This is a genomic window from Dyella flagellata, from assembly GCF_030160275.1.
GTDB lineage: Bacteria > Pseudomonadota > Gammaproteobacteria > Xanthomonadales > Rhodanobacteraceae > Dyella_B > Dyella_B flagellata.
Map to the genome: position 1 here is coordinate 36,756 of NZ_BSOA01000035.1, position 15,229 is coordinate 51,984.

Genomic DNA, 15,229 nt, shown 5'->3' on the forward strand with positions numbered 1-15,229 from the left:
TTGGTGTGGTGGCTCTGTGACCTTCAACGTACTTCAAAACCGGCGAGTTGCTTTCAGGCGCCACCTACATGCCATTTTTGCTTCGCCTTGCTGGTCGTAAAATTTCGAGTGTAGTGGGAAAAGTTGCTTTGAATCTCTGCGATTTATCGTTCAATGGTGCTGGTTTTCCATGGCAGTCTCCGCCCCTCAGCCACCTACTCCGTTGTACAAATACGCCTCCTGCTTAACCATCGGGTAGATTTTCCAAAGGGTTGCAGTCGTATTGCAGGAGCTGTAGGTCAATGCTATCGGTGCCTCGTCGACTTGATCGTTAATCATATCTGCTGGAAAGTTATCCAAATAACCAAGCTTCTTTGCACCCTTGTCGTTCACGAGTAAAACCAGTGTCTTCAAGATCTCGCAGCCGGGATCGGAATCATTGTCGAATGGTTCAAACTGCTTTTCCTCGGGAATGAAATAGATCTTTCCAGCCGATTTCAGGGTGATTTCAAAAATTTTTCTGAGATAAGCTTTTTTGATCGATTGGTCATATCGATCGGTAAGCTCCGATATTTCATCAACGTTCGCCTTGAGCATGACGGGCTTGTTGATATTTAAGTCCCTGGTGCTAAAGAGCAGGATTTTTTCGTCATCGTCCGAAAAAAAACTGGTTTGAAACTCTATAAGTCCATTGCTTTCAAGGAAGGGAGAGGGCGGCTTGAGGGCAAGGCATCTTCCCGGTCTTGGCTTCCCATAGATCCATAAAGGCTTCATGGTGCCGCAGGTTCCGCTAATTTCCGTCGTGTTATCCAAGGGCATTTCAGCTATGTATTGCCCTTTATCGTCACGAGATATGAGGGCAAAAGACAAGCCTTGGATGTGGCTCATTCCCTCAGGCGGATTACTTGCGGATGATGGGACTGGTATAGGCAATAAAATGAGTAGGAGCGTAGCGATAATTATGCATCTCATGAGTTTGTCTCCACCAGTCGTCTTTTTTCCAAATCGAGGCTTGTGATGGCCTGGAGCCCATCCATCTTTGGCAAAGGCATGATGGCAGCCCATTGTGATCAATGACCATGTTGAGGGGCTTTGTGAGTCAACGATTGCATGACCGTCTTGCCCAAGGGAGTAAGAAATGGTGCGACCGTCTTCCAGGGCAGGGCGATGTCTTCGTCGCAGGCCTGGATCACATGAGGGAAATCGGTTGAAAAAATCAGGCCGTTCTTGTCCATGTGCAACAAGTAACCGGGGCTAATGCCAGAGTCCAGCGAATCTGAGCAGTCTCCTGTGCCGGCATTGTCTTCGTTGAATCGGGCAGTGAGTATTTCGTTGAGCTTCGGAGGTGGGCGTCGACTACAGTTGTTGGCGTTGTCACAGTGGTCGACCTCCTTGACATAGTCCCACTTGCTATCTTTGAGAAAGTCCCATGGGTCAACGGTCTTGCCGGTCTCAAGATTCCATATCGAATAACCCGCGGTGCCGCCGGAAGGATGGGCGCCTCCGCAATAAACCGAATAGCTTTCTCTGGCCACCAACCATGGTGGGGACAAGAAGCTAATGTCATAGCTCTCATTAAAATCTGCGGAGCCCCCGTTGCTGAGTGCGCAGTCGTAGTAACCGGCAATCTCTTCGGCAAGCCAGGCGCGCATCGCGTGGTTGAAGTTATCGGCATTAGGTACGGAAGCGGGTAGTTCGGTCATGGAAACGTGGCCGTCCAGTGCGCCGATTCGTCTTAGGCCGCCTGGCATCTGCGTTATGCTCAATTTTTGTGAGGCCACGCGTGGCGCGTTGAATGCAAGCCGAGACGGATCGTTGGGCACCGTCGAGTCACAGCTTGCACCGTTGCCAGTATCGAGGCTCATCACGCGGACAAGATGAATCGGTAGCGTGCGGGAGCCATCCGCCGTTTTCCATATGCCGTCCATACGGCGTCCTGCCGCCGGTTGCAAGGTCCATACGGCGGTCGGTTTTGAGTAATCGAATTCACGGCCGTTGGAGGATGCCTCGTTCAAGATCGCCCCCGAATTATCGGCAAAATCCAAGGGGATGCTGAAGCCGTGACGCAGATAGTAGTAGCTCGACTGGGAAAAGGGCTGTTCCGCTTGCAAGCAGACCATCACCTCAGCATTGCCAATCGTACCGCGCCAGACGCCTCCCCGCATTTCTACGCCGGACATGTCGTTCGGGTCATCCGCGACGAATCCTGGATGATCGGGGCACGTGTTGACATCCTTTTTGCAGGGAAGCGTACAGCTCAGCACGCCGCCCTGCATCACAGCGCAGACGCGGGTAGAGTCGAGAGCCACAAAGTTCACTTCTCCGGCGATTGCCACGGTGGCTTTGAGTACATCTTTCTTGGCAGGCGCGATGCCCAGTTGACCTTGCCAGTTGGCGCCCCAGCACTGCAACGAGCCATTCGCCTGTGCGCAGGTTTCATTAGCACTTGCAAAGACGGCGGTTACACCGTGATCGATGACTTTGACCGGATGTTCCACGGTACAGGTTAGTTGAGTCCATTGCCTATGGCACGTTTGATCGCCATCCATGAATGTTCCGGCTACACCTGCAGTTTGAAAACTCGGCGAATGCTGGGCATGATCAACCGAAATGCCGATACCGACTTGCCCGTGAGTGTTATCGCCCCAGCACCACAAGGTGCCGCTGACGATCGCGCAAACGTGATGGGAGCCTGCTGCCACAGTGGTGACCCCACGCTCAAAGACGCGTAGTGGTGGGTGATCACCATCCCAAAGCGCCTTGGAATTAGCGTCGCTGGCGAGTCCTGTATATCCCCAACACCATAGTGCGGCCTGGGCAACTGCGCAGCTAACGTCGCCGCCGGCCGCCACACGCGTGACGCCGCTTGCGATTACCGGCCAAGGTTTGGTTTGAACGGTGCCATTGTGATAGTCATCTTCGTGGTGGCCCACCTTTCCAGCGGAATCGGAGCCCCAACACAGGGCGGCACCATTGGCAACCGCGCAGGCATGGTCATCGCCTACCGCAATGTCGGTTACATGGCTAGCGATAATCTGCTGAGGCGGGGCGAGTTTCTTCCCGGTAGCGGGCACGTCTTTCCAGCAATCGAGCGCATCGTCCACAATCGCACAAATGGCGAATTCGCCCGCAGTAAGTCGTGTCGCGCCACGCGGAACCATTTGAACTGGACGATAAGTGATCTCGCCGTCCCCGCCGCGTGATTCGCCAAGATACGGGCTTTCACTTACGCAATCGACTGAGCCGTTATTGCGCAGCGCGCAACGATGTTTATAGCTAAAAACAAGCTGTGAGATGTTGTCGCTGTCGCGTGGCAGTGCATGCGCCGCACAGGCTGCTACGGCCAGCATGAGGAAGCACACTAGATGGGAAAGGCCCCTATGCATATCGTTCAATCCTGGATCGTATTTAATTCGAGTTTGAGAAGATCTTTTTGAATTTGTAGCGCCAGAATCCATAACCGGAAGGCATGAGCAAACCGTAGTCGGTCATAGCAGCGGCGCGTTAGCACGGCAGCTGTTTTTTGCAATTTCTGGCGTCCACGAATACGGCCGTAGCCAAGACCCGCCACGATAGGATGAGAACGAGTGGCGCTTCTTCTTTCCATCGACCCCAACGACCAATTTACTGTAGGAACTAGCGCCATCTTCCTCTGTGCGCACGTCCCGATTGTAGCTTTCAAGACACTGATTTGTCGCCAGAAGCATAAGCATAAACCCCTTATGTCAGCTCCCCTGGGGCGCGATACGAGCTCGGAAAGGACGGCAAGCACTTCCCAGGATGTTGTCAAATCCATCCGGGCAGCGGAAGTTTCGGCCACGGCAGCGTGGAGCAATCCCAATAGGGCGAAGTCCCCCGTGCGCACCCGATAGGTCTTCCATCAGGTGCCATTTCCATAGCTGGGTCCCCTGTCAGCTCCCATAGCTTGCAATCAGCGCATGGCGGCTGGCATCTCAAAAAATGGCATATCGATGGCAGCTAAGGTCGTCCGGCTGACAGGCGTTCACCAATGTTTATGCGGAAATGGTTTGTGCGGTCGGAGAGTAGAGCACCTCCTATGACAAGCTTTGGCAACCGGCGAGACTGCGGGGTGTCAACAGGCAATTAGCCTATGGCGTATTGAAGGCCGGAGCGGCTTGGCCGGCAGCCATGGCCGGACTCGATGAGGGCGTCGTCAATGAGCGTTAGTTTCGGGTACACCCCGGTGCGGCACACCGACCTCCGGCTGGTATGCCGCAAAGTAAGAATCACTGGTATACGCGTTGCCTATCGGTTCCGCTCAGCTTGCAACAGCCCATCGCTGTGCCGGCGGAGGAAATACAACGCGGCGCGCAGCCCCTCCACTTGAGTAGGGCTGAATGGGCATGTGCTGGTAGGAGGCAGGCTATAGGTCAACTTCGTCCAGCGGGAAACCTCGCTGCACTTCAGAGATTCCGGATGACGCACATCGCCAGAGCAGTGCCGGTGACGCTTATGAGGTCGATGTGTCGCCTGGCCAGCTCGGGGTCCGAGGGCAGCTCGGTCTCGTGGATGAGCCAGAAGGGTGTATATGCACGTGTGCGTGCCTTACTATTCTCGTTAGCCATGATCAACATCCCGTGTGTTGGTTAGGGTCAGCGGTCCGTGTGAGGTCCTACGCTCATGCGGGCCGCGCTTTTTTCAATGCATTGCTGCAAAGGTCATCGGCGTAGCAAGAAGGCAGATTGCGCCGGTGACAAGGTGACCGTAACAGTTGGAGCGGGTGTTTTATGTAGGCTGTCGACGACTCGATGTGTGCGAAATTGCACGCATACGCCGCATGAAAAACTGGACGTTGAAAGTGCAGATAGTAGCGGCACGATGACCGAATGGATCAAAGCCTGAAACGGTCTGCCAGGGTGGCCCCGTTACGCGGCGAAAGACGGGTTTAGCAGCAAGTCGTACCGCGAGATACAGAAAGGGTTTCGCGTCCCAATTTCGCCGCGGGTTAACCATGTGCCATTTCCCAATTTGGTGCTCGTCTGCTGCGGCTTGCCGTTATGGGGCGCTCTCTGCGGAAGGTGCAAATCCCATCACAGGGTAGGAAAGATAGCGCCCGCCTTCACTTCTCCAATTGGCGAAACTACCAAGTCCACCTGCATAGTTTCTTCCCCAGCAACTTAATCCGCCGCCTTTGATGACTGCGCAGCCATGATCAGGGCCAACGCTGATCTGAATCGCATGGGCGATGCCAGAGACGTCCATTATGTTTCGATAGTCACTTTGCGAAGCATATTTGTCGTTCCAGCAGCGAACGGTTCCAATCTCTAGCAGGGCGCACATGTCTTCTTGGTTGCCGGAAATGGCCATTACGCTATGTAGAGGTAGCGATATGGGCGGATTGAGAGGTTGATTTGGGATGCCTCGATAGGACCAGCAACTGACGGTGTGATCCACCAGAAGCGCGCAGTCTTGCTCGCGCCCGGATACAACGGAAAGGGCGCCCTGGCTTAGCGGAATCCTTACGGTCTTGAACAATTTGAGTGGGGCACCATTGACGACGGGTGGGCTAAGGTTTCCATATTGATCCTCCTGATGAGGCCATAGATCACCCTTGCATCCAATGCTTCCGTCTGCGGCCACCTTGCAGCGATGCGAAACGACGGACAGTGATGCCCTATTTTCAACAGGTTGCTTGAGCAGGGTCACCCTGTTAGTGCGTTGAATGCATGGCCGGCTACCATCAGCGGTGGTTTGGCAGGGATCGCCTTGGTCGTATCCTGCATCAAGCTGATGCTGATCAATCTGTGCCGGATGATCACCGGTGCCGTGAGTTGGGCCACCGCCCCATCTATGTAGCTTTCCGTTTGACAGTAGCGCATAGCTTCTGAAATCGTCGACTTCCAATGAGGTCACGTCGGTCAGGGTGACTCGAGCGACCTGCGAGCCTTGATCTGAGCCGACTGCGCCATAGCTGTCATCGCCCCAGCATCTTGGCTGATGAGTGTCAAGTAATGCACAGGTAAATCCACTCCCGGCAGCTACTGACAGCGCATGAAGGATGGGCGCGTGAGGGTTGGCTTTCAATGTGAAGGCATTGAGGCCGCTGCCCAAAGCAGAGCACTGAAGAATTGGCTCAGATGGCAAATACAATCTATTGATATAAACCGGATAGAACGCCTCATTTTTTGCTTCGGATCGTTTGACATGATCATTCAGATGATTGCTCGGTGTATACAGCGATGAAAAATTCCATATGCCTAAAATTTTTCTCGCGCTGTCATACTCAATCATCGCCCCGCCTCCTTGGGATTTCAGGCGATGAGTGATGCTTCCGTTCTCATAATGCACGCTGGAATAATCAGGGGAAAGGCAAAGCAAATAGGGGCCATGGGGGCTGGCATATTGCCCGTAAAAAAAGCCATTTGTCCCACCGGCGTGAGCAGTTACTATGGTTAGGCTGGCAACCAGCCCCCCGAGCGTTGTTAGCAGCTTTCTATGGAATCCCATGACAACTCTCGGTAAAAAAAGTAATAGTGCCATCTTCTCAAGTATTGCAAGGTGGGATGCGCGCCTGTCCGCGGGCGGTTTAAGTGATCACCCGTCATTCGTTGCGGGTGATTCGGTATCAATGGTTAGATTTTTAGGGCCGTCAATCGGTATTGGTGCGCACCTGGGGTGGAGTTGGGAGGAAATAGATCGGAGCGTCAAAGAGGTTCGAATCTGTAAAGCATCCGTAGCCCGCAGCATTGGCGTCAGGGGTGATGTTCGCCGCTTTACCGCCCGTATTTTCTCCGCACACTACCGAACCATCTAGCGTACCGACGCCGAGATGGGTGTTGAGCGAAATGAATCCTGCGTTAGTCAAGTTGGCCGACGGCAAAGCTGGCAGGAAGGGGCGCGTCGGGCGTAAAGGAGGTACCAGCGGCGCCCTCGACCTCGGTTTTAGATATCTTCCACTCGTCCGGATCGCAAAAACCTTGGGGATTAGTTCTCTGATCGTAAAGTCCCTCCGTCCAGACTTCGATGGTGTAGTAAATCTTGATCTTCAAGCCATGCCTTTCGATCTGCATGACAAAGGTATCTTCCCCTGAGTAACCCTTGTTCGATAGGTAGTAATACCAGCCCTCATCGGCGGCCGAAATGTTGGGCCCGGTATTTGGATCCCATATCAGTTTGCCGTGTTTAGGGGCGCTCAGGGTTGTAATCGTGGCGTGTTCGAAAGTGGATTGATCCGTGACGTGTTCTCTCAGAGGTGAGCCGCTCTGATTTTGATATTCTACGATGTAGCTGTTGGCGTCAGATATCGGGTCTATGTGCGTCCCCGGTGAATCCGTTCCAACGGTTATAGTATCGACAACATCGCACCTTCCCAGCGCGTAGTCCGATGTGGCATGTGCCGTTGCTGCGCTCGTGGCGGACAGCGCTACGCTAAGTACTATGCCAGTCAGCCATTTTGATCCTGACGTCGCCATCCCGTCGTTCTCCGTTGAGGTCGATTTCGGCAGCATTGTGGCGTTGGATGATACGTCGCTCGCCGCTCCTAGCAAACGAGCGCCGTCACCGCTGATGGCGATAGGCGACGGTTTCAGCGTAATACCGAATGGGTTCTGGTACCCCGTGGCAGCTTTTGCGAATAACCCGAGTGACGCCATGGCCGCGCGCATGTCCTAAAAAGGGGGGGCGAAAAGGGCCACTGGGCGTACTTCACGGCCGCTCCCGCGCGAAGTACGCCGCTTTTTTTAGAATCTCATTCTCCTCCTTGAGGCGCGTCAACTCGCGCTTGAGCACCGTTACGTCGTCCTGGCGGTCGCCATTACGGACCGCTCAACTCCGCTGTGGCAAGTGCTTGTTTGGCGCCAGCGACAGCTGCTGGGTGGCAGACAGGTCATCGGTATTAATACCACGCGACACCATACGCTTCTGGATCCAGAAGGGGGTCTGAGGGGGTGAAGGATGCCCAGGGAATTGGATGCGTTGCTAGCGGACGCTCGATTGTCTTTACGCGTTTACAGTCGTTGCGAAATTCGATTAGAGTGTTCTTCGTTAAAAAGTTAATGGAGTAGCTATTTCCGTTGCCAATGGAGCCGTCAGTGCACCCGGAAAGTGTTTTATGATCGTGCCCTGATAATATCCATTCCCCTTCGACTAGCTTAAATCTGAATATATCCGAGTCTGGCATCGAGGCGCTCCCGGACGTCGCCTGAAAATGAAAGGATTCATTGGAGTCGGCTACAAAATTCTCTACACCCCATCCATATCTCATGGCGCTTGCATCGGCTTGAAATGGCTGGGACTCCATAACGGAGATATTTTCACGATGTTTTTCAATGATGAAGAGAAAACCTGATTCGGATAGGTCTGACGCCTTGTAAAATATCCCAAAGGTCCGATTTATATTTTCACTTCTTGCTGCGCTAAAGCCTGTGCATTGCTTAATGTCTGAGTTGTTTGGTGAAATGACGCATTGGTAGCCCGTCGGTAATTTTTTTAGCGTACTTTCGACGTATGCCGATACATCTGTATACAGAGTTGGCTCATCTGATTTCGAGGCAAGAGGCGTTTGCGTTGTTCCGTCCATCGAGTTCTTGCTGGGCGTGTCTGTCTTTGCCAGGACTGTCCCGTAAACACAAAAGGACACAAGTGCTATAAGCATTGTTCGGACGGCATGGTGCGAAGCATGATCGTGTGACCTAGTCTTAAATCCAATTGCGCTCATGACTGGGTTATTTTCTACCGAAATTTGTAGGGGTGACTCTGGCGCGGCCACTATCTGGTTGCATGCTTCGGTAGCAAATTGTGCCAGGAGAGATGCGAAGAGGTTCATATTGATATTCCAAGATATCCAGCGGTCGTCAGTTGAATGTTTGTCATGGGTGTCGCCTTGACTAATGTCTATGAGCCGTGGCAGGGAGCCCCGCTGCCACGGCTCGATTGTCTCACTCCATGCGCCTGACGATTAGCCCGCTCTGCGCGGCCAAAGGGGATATCACGTGCGGAGGTAGCTATGGCCGGTCGCATCACAAAGCAATTATCGCGCGTCGGAACCAACCCGATACCCGGCATGTACGTGATGATCGCGCTGCGCAAAAATAGGCGGTGCGGCGATGGATGAAGTCGATTTCTAACAGAGCACGCAAGCGAAAGGGGTCGGGATTTGATCGCTTTCGCTCGCTGGCTTTCAAGAAATCATCCAGTTTGCGAGGGATTTTTTTGCTTGGCGGACGCGGGCGAGGCAGTGGCCCCGATGGCCTCTATGCCTAGTGGCGGATGAGCGACATGCCGTCAAGGGTGGGCTGGGCGAGCAGGGCTTTTCCCCATCTTCTGCCTGATCTGGTCAAGTGCGGGACCTTCCGCTTCGAACATCCTATTCAGAAGCGAACTCAGTTCTTTGGCGCTGTAATGGTTTGTCTTGTCGGAATGATAGCCGCGCGCTGTTGTCTCCACCGTACATGGGGTGCATTGTCGGTTAGGGTATGGCGAATTTATCTCGTAGGATACCGATCCTATTGGGCCGTTTGGGTTGTTTTTGTCCAAAAATTCAAAAGCCAATCGCGTTGATTTTGTTCCACTCGAATCGATTTTTGAGGAAATATGTTTGAGTCGAAAACCGGCATCGATATACGATTTTTCAAACGTGGATATCAAGCGGCTTGGGGGTGTGTTCCGGTATGCTGTTTCTTCGGTCATTCTTTGTGCTTGGGCTCTGGCATTTATGTTTATTGAAATTATTAGCATTGAAAATGCTAATCGTGATATTAATATAGATGATTTGTTATGTTTTTCATGTGTCATATTCATGCCTTTTAGGGGTGGTCTTGCTTATGAAGCGGATTTTTATAATTTTGACGATCTGCCTTTTTTCATGACGTCATAAGGCCTTGTTCCACACGGCGATAAGAGCCGTGACAGAGAGATCCGCTGCCACGGCTCGGTGAGTTCAGTCCATACGCTTGACGACTAGCCCGCTCTGCTTACTTAAATCGGCCACACCAAGCATAGCGTCATTGAACAGTGTGCCCCACCAATTGCCGTCAGCCGCCGTCGTGACCCCAAAATCGGTATCGCTTGAGCCACTCCAATCCAACTGCGATGCCGAACCTTCATCATCGATATCCTCACGACTGTGCCTGTTGATAATGATGTAGCCGTTGCCCTGGTCTTCGTCGTCGTTACCCTGAGTTTTCGCTGAGACAATGATGGTGCGACTGCTCCAGCAGCCATCGTCATCATCGTCGTCATGGCGGACATCCAGCGTGATCGTGGCTGATGCGCTATTTATACCGTCACTCACTGTGTAGGTAAACGTGTCGACGCCGCTAAAGCCTTGATCGGGTTTGTAATGGTAGACACCATCATCCTTGTGGATCAGCTGGCCATGGCCCGGTGCCTTGACGCTGATGACAAGCTTTGCTTCGGCGTTTTCGTCCGGATCATCGACCAGGCAGCGCAGGTCAATACGAACAGTACCGTCGCTGTCTACGCGGAACTGCGCATTCTCTGCGGTCGGCATCGGCACCACCTTGATGTGCACGATGGCGATGTTCGACTGCGCTTCACTGTCGTTTACGTCGTAGCTGAAGCTGTCGTCACCGAACCACTCATCCTGCGGCACATAGGTATAGTTGCCGTCCTCATTGCGATGCAGGCAGCCATGGCTCGGGCCATCCACGATATGCGCGGTGAGAGCTTGTCCGTCCGGATCACTGGCGTTGGCCAGGAGATCGATGGACGACGGCTTTTCTGACGGCACACTGATGGTCACATCGTTCGCGATCGGTGGACGTTTGGGCGGCAGCACGGTGATGGTGACAGTGGCCGGCTAGGAGTCCAGCTCGCTGGTGCTCAGCGCATAGGTGAAGGTGTCGGTGCCGATGAAGCCGGCATCCGCCGTATAGATCCATTGGCCATCGTCGCCCTGCGTCAGCTTGCCATGCTGTGGCTGGCTGAGAATCTTGGCGAACAGGTCGTCATCGCCGTCGCCGTGATCACCATCGCCGTTGTCGTCATCGTCGTGGTTGTCGTCACAACGACGAGCATGTTCGTCGGGCACCAGGTAGATCGGGGTGGACTTGCCGGTGCGTACGCTGATGCCTTCGTCCTGGGCCATCGGGCGCGGATCGACGTCGAGGTGGATCGTGGCCTTGTTCGAGTCGTACTGCGTGTCGTTAGCCACGAAGGTGAAGCTGTCTTCGCCCATCCAGCCGGCGGTGGGCGTGTAGGTGTAGGTGCCATCCGTGTTCAACGACAGGGTGCCGTGACGCGGACCACGCACGATACGTAAGGTCAGTGGATCGCCATCCGGGTCCAAGGCGTCCTGCATCAGATTGATCTGCTGCGATTCGTTTTCGGCAACGTAGACCTTCTGGCCCTTGGCATGCGGTCGGCGGTTGCGGGCCTTCACGTCAATGGTGGCCGTGGCGACGTTGGAATCAGCCTGACCGTCGTTGACGATATAGCTGAAGCTGTCGGCACCCACATAGCAATGATCCGGCTTGTACGTATAGGTACCGTCGGCATTGAGGATCAGATCGCCGTGCTGGGGTGCGCTGACGATACGGAAGCTCAGTTTGGTGCCGGGCAGGGTCGTGGTGTCGTCGGCCAGGTTGAGCGTACGCGTCCAGTTGTTGTGCAGCCAGAAGCTGAAGTTGGCCGCCGTCGGTGGCACCAAGGCCACGTTCAAGCTGACGGTGGCGACGTTGGAATCCAGCTGCCCGTCATTGGCGACGTAGGTGAAGCTGTCGTTGCCGTAGTACAGATCCGTGGGCTTGTAGGTGAAGGTGCCGTCGGTGTTCTGAGTGACGGTGCCGTGCTGCGGCCCCTGGATGATGCGGTAGGTCAGGGGGTCGCCATCCACGTCGTTGGTCGACGTGTGGAAGTCCACCTTGACGTTGCCGTCTTCGAGCAAGCTTAGCGATTGATTCTTCGCGGTCGGGGGCTGGTTGACATAGGCGACGCTGAGATGGATGGTCGCGGTATTGGACTGCGCAGCACCATTGTCGAGCAGGTAGGTGAAGCTGTCGTCGCCGTGGAACAGATAGTTCGGCGTATAGACAAAGCTGCCGTCGGGATTGAGCGTGAGGGTGCCATGCGCGGGGCCGGTCACGAGCTTGGGTGCGGCACCAAAGAGGTCGGTGTCGTTGACCAGTACGTTACCGGTGATGGTGGTAGCCACGGCTCCGTTCTCCAGGCCATTGAAGGTGGCATCATTGGCATGCGGCACCGCGAAGGTGGCGACGTCGCTGACGGTCACATGGCTGCCCGAGGCCTCAAAGCCAATCAGGTCGAAGGACAAGTTCACCGCTGTGCCGGTGGGCACGTTGCGCAGGTCGACGATGTGCGAACACGGCGTAAGTCATCGCCCTGCTCGGAGGGCAGGCTTCCCGTTATGCCCCCCCTTGCGTCCCGTGGGTTTACGTGGCTACGGTGAGCCATTGTCATTGACCGGTGGAAGGCTGCTTCCCAGCTGGCCGTTTATAATTTCAAGTGCTTTCCGATCCGCGGCAGCCATCTTCTCAATTAGCGGCCTCAACCTAGTGTCCCATTCTTGGCGGCTGTGACTTTCATTGTCATCAATCGTGAATGGCCCTCTTTCTACCGTGCATGGATTGCAGGTGCTTGAATTAACGTAAAATATTTGAAACGAAGCCAATCCATTTACCTTGTTTGTGCCGTCGTGGCTTGGAAATGAAAAAGCAAGTTGATCTATTATTTCGCCATATTTGTTCTTTTTTGATGAAAAACTTTTAAGTGTGAATTCTTCACGAATGTATGCGTGTTTGAATGTTAATTCAATATTTTTCGGAGTTGTGTGCCAATAATTTACATTTGCAACTCTTTCTCTGGATAGGGTACTTGAACTTATAAACAATATCGTTATGGCAAATGCATATGGTAGGCGTTTTGTTAATTGTGTGATCTTGATGTTCAAAATGTAACCTCGTGGTCGATATGGATGATATGGATGGTTTCTATGATTTGTCGTCTTTACTGGAAAATGCGACTACCGTGGTTATGTATTGGGCTGCGCACGTCCTTGATTGGGTTTGTTTCTGTGGAAGCCTAGCCGTAGGGGTTGGCAAACGAGCCGTGGCGGCAAGTTCCTCCACCACGGCTCGATTGGCTTAGTCTGGGCGCTTGACCGCCAGGCCACTTTGTGCGCTCAAATCGGCCACGCCGAGCATGGCATCATCAAACAATGTGCTCCACCAACTGTCATCAGTCATCCTCATCGTCCCAAAATCAGCATCGCTGGAGCCACTCCAATCCAATTGCGCAGCTGAGTCTTCATCATCGAAATGCTCATGCTTGCGTCGATTGATGATGATGTAGCCGTTGCCTTCATCGTCGTCGTTGTTGTCGTGAGCCTCCGCCGAGACAAAGATAGTGCGACTATTCCAGCAGCCATCGTCATCATCGTCGTCATGGCGGACATTTAGTGTGATCGTGGCTGAAGCGTTAGTTATACCGTCACTCACTGTGTAGGTGAACGTGTCGGCGCCGCTAAAGCCTTGATCGGGTTTGTAAAGGTAAAAGCCATCATCCTTGCGGATCAGCTGGCCATGGCTCGGTGCATTGACGCTGATGACAAGCCTTGCTTCGGCGTTTTCGTCCGGATCATCGACCAGGCTACGCAGGTCAATGCGAACAGTGCCGTCGCTGTCTACGCGCTAGTTCTCGCTTACTGGCTCGAACTTCTCTTTGTCGTATCCGCCAGGTGTTTTGTCATCAAACGTGCCGATGAGTACGTTACTTACGACATAAACAATTACGCCCTGGACGGATCACGATTTCATGAACTCCTAAAAGCGAAGACAATCTGGACTAATCCCGATTATACTGATGCTAGAAAGCAAGGACATGGTGGGTCTATTGTGCTCTTTGCGAGCTTCCCCGCTAAAATTTTAAGTTAGCGCAAGTCGACGGCATCTCATCAGTGTTAGTAATTTGAGATACGACTGATAGGTAAAATTTAAGACTGTAGTGAATCAATAATCCGCTCTGATTCCGGACGTTAACGCCGACGACAAATGAGTCTTTTCCAATATAGTCGGTATTTGCGCGATAGGAGAAGAGAAAATGCTTTTTGTCTGCCTCGGTCTGAAACAGTGTGCCGTGCGATGGTGGAGTTTCTTCGGCTATCTTGAGGCTGTCTCTGACTTCCTTTGGAAGCTCATAGTTTCCCGTCGTTGTGCTGTACTTATAGCCCAATGAATCAAATACCGCTCCTCCGATAACGAAATTGTTATAGGCGCTTTCGGTATAGACATCTGAATTGCCAACTTCTCTACATTCAGATTCAAGAACAATTGTCTTTGATGGAAGTGTCTTCTGCGAATCCTGTGAGACGACCGTCGTTTGCTGCGCAAATGTATTAATGGGCGGGGGTAGGTAAATCATGCTATCACCATCATTGGGTAGAGTTTAAGCGTAGTCTATGACTGGATTGTCGTCGTATGCCGCAACAGAAGAGATGTCGTGATCATAGCGCGATAAGGAGATGTAGATCTGCATAAGAACGAAATCTCTATGTTTGAAAGCGAAAGCAATTGTCGGGGACATCCGATTTAGCAGCTAATAGCAAGGTAAAAGCCGTGGCAGGGCGCTTGTCTGCCACGGCTTCGTCTACTTAGTCCATGCGCTTCACGAATAATCCACTCTGCTCGCTCAAATCGGCCAGGCCGAGCATGGGCTCGTCGAACAGCGTGGCCCACCAGTTACCTTCGGCCATCGTCGTTGTTCCGAAATCGGTACCGCTGGAACCACACCAGTCCAACTGCGGCGTAGAGTCTTCATCGTCGATCTGCTCCAGACTGCGTCGGTTGATGATGATGTAGCGATTGCTTTGACCTTCATCGTCGTTCTCGCGAGCCTCAGCTGAAACAAAGATGGTGCGACTATTCCAACAGCCATCGTCGTCATCGTCATCGTGGCGGACATTTAGTGTGATCGTGGCTGAAGCGCTATTTATACCGTCACTCACTGTGTAGGTGAACGTGTCGGCGCCGCTAAAGCCTTGATCGGGTTTGTAAAGGTAGACACCATCATCCTTGTGGATCAGCTGGCCATGGCCCGGTGCCTTGACGCTGATGACAAGCTTTGCTTCGGCGTTTTCGTCCGGATCATCGACCAGGCTACGCAGGTCAATGCGAACAGTGCCGTCGCTGTCTACGCGGAACTGCGCATTCTCTGCGGTCGGCATCGGCACCACCTTGATGTGCACGGTGGCGATGTTCGACTGCGCTTCACTGTCGTTTACGTCGTAGCTGAAGCTGTCGTCACCGAACCACTC

Annotated in this window: 11 protein-coding genes and 1 pseudogene; 1 reads left to right on the forward strand and 11 read right to left on the reverse strand. The window is 53.2% G+C overall.

The features are described from left to right. Positions 1–186: 186 nt before the first annotated feature. The 5 genes from QQJ96_RS15440 to QQJ96_RS15460 form a co-directional block, all read right to left on the reverse strand. A complete protein-coding gene (locus QQJ96_RS15440; RefSeq protein WP_284332912.1) occupies positions 187–867 on the reverse strand; it encodes a hypothetical protein in 681 nt (226 codons plus the stop codon). A gap of 182 nt (positions 868–1,049) precedes the next feature. Beyond that, entirely contained in the window at positions 1,050–3,329 is a 2,280-nt protein-coding gene (locus QQJ96_RS15445; protein ID WP_284332913.1) for an RCC1 domain-containing protein, read from the reverse strand. 1,666 nt (positions 3,330–4,995) lie between these two features. Then, positions 4,996–6,480, reverse strand: a complete 1,485-nt coding sequence (locus tag QQJ96_RS15450) for an RCC1 domain-containing protein (RefSeq protein WP_284332914.1) — start codon at positions 6,478–6,480, stop codon at positions 4,996–4,998. Between the two features lie 317 nt (positions 6,481–6,797). Further along, complete coding sequence (locus tag QQJ96_RS15455; protein ID WP_284332915.1) at positions 6,798–7,592, reverse strand: hypothetical protein; 795 nt, start codon at positions 7,590–7,592, stop codon at positions 6,798–6,800. A gap of 242 nt (positions 7,593–7,834) precedes the next feature. Then, positions 7,835–8,764: a hypothetical protein gene (locus QQJ96_RS15460; protein WP_284332916.1), complete on the reverse strand. Its 930-nt coding sequence runs from the start codon at positions 8,762–8,764 to the stop codon at positions 7,835–7,837. 810 nt (positions 8,765–9,574) lie between these two features. Between QQJ96_RS15460 and QQJ96_RS15465 the strand changes: the two genes are divergently transcribed. Next, positions 9,575–9,814 carry a hypothetical protein gene (locus tag QQJ96_RS15465; RefSeq protein WP_284332917.1) on the forward strand — a complete coding sequence of 80 codons (240 nt, stop codon included), beginning with the start codon at positions 9,575–9,577 and terminating at the stop codon, positions 9,812–9,814. 63 nt (positions 9,815–9,877) lie between these two features. On the opposite strand, the gene QQJ96_RS15470 is transcribed toward QQJ96_RS15465, so the two are convergent. The 6 genes and pseudogenes from QQJ96_RS15470 to QQJ96_RS15495 all read right to left on the reverse strand — a co-directional run. Further along, a complete protein-coding gene (locus tag QQJ96_RS15470; RefSeq protein WP_284332922.1) occupies positions 9,878–10,744 on the reverse strand; it encodes an Ig-like domain-containing protein in 867 nt (288 codons plus the stop codon). 15 nt (positions 10,745–10,759) lie between these two features. Then, the gene (locus tag QQJ96_RS15475) at positions 10,760–12,256 is read right to left on the reverse strand and encodes a cadherin-like domain-containing protein (RefSeq protein WP_284332918.1); all 1,497 of its coding nucleotides are present in this window, start codon (positions 12,254–12,256) and stop codon (positions 10,760–10,762) included. Positions 12,257–12,358: 102 nt separating this feature from the next. Further along, positions 12,359–12,868: a hypothetical protein gene (locus tag QQJ96_RS15480; RefSeq protein WP_284332919.1), complete on the reverse strand. Its 510-nt coding sequence runs from the start codon at positions 12,866–12,868 to the stop codon at positions 12,359–12,361. A 193-nt stretch (positions 12,869–13,061) separates the two neighbouring features. Beyond that, positions 13,062–13,592: pseudogene (locus QQJ96_RS15485) on the reverse strand (Ig-like domain-containing protein); the annotation flags it as partial. Positions 13,593–13,833: 241 nt separating this feature from the next. Beyond that, a complete protein-coding gene (locus QQJ96_RS15490; protein WP_284332920.1) occupies positions 13,834–14,337 on the reverse strand; it encodes a hypothetical protein in 504 nt (167 codons plus the stop codon). Positions 14,338–14,566: 229 nt separating this feature from the next. Further along, positions 14,567–15,229 (reverse strand): Ig-like domain-containing protein (locus QQJ96_RS15495; RefSeq protein WP_284332921.1); only part of this gene is annotated, 663 nt, incomplete at its 5' end.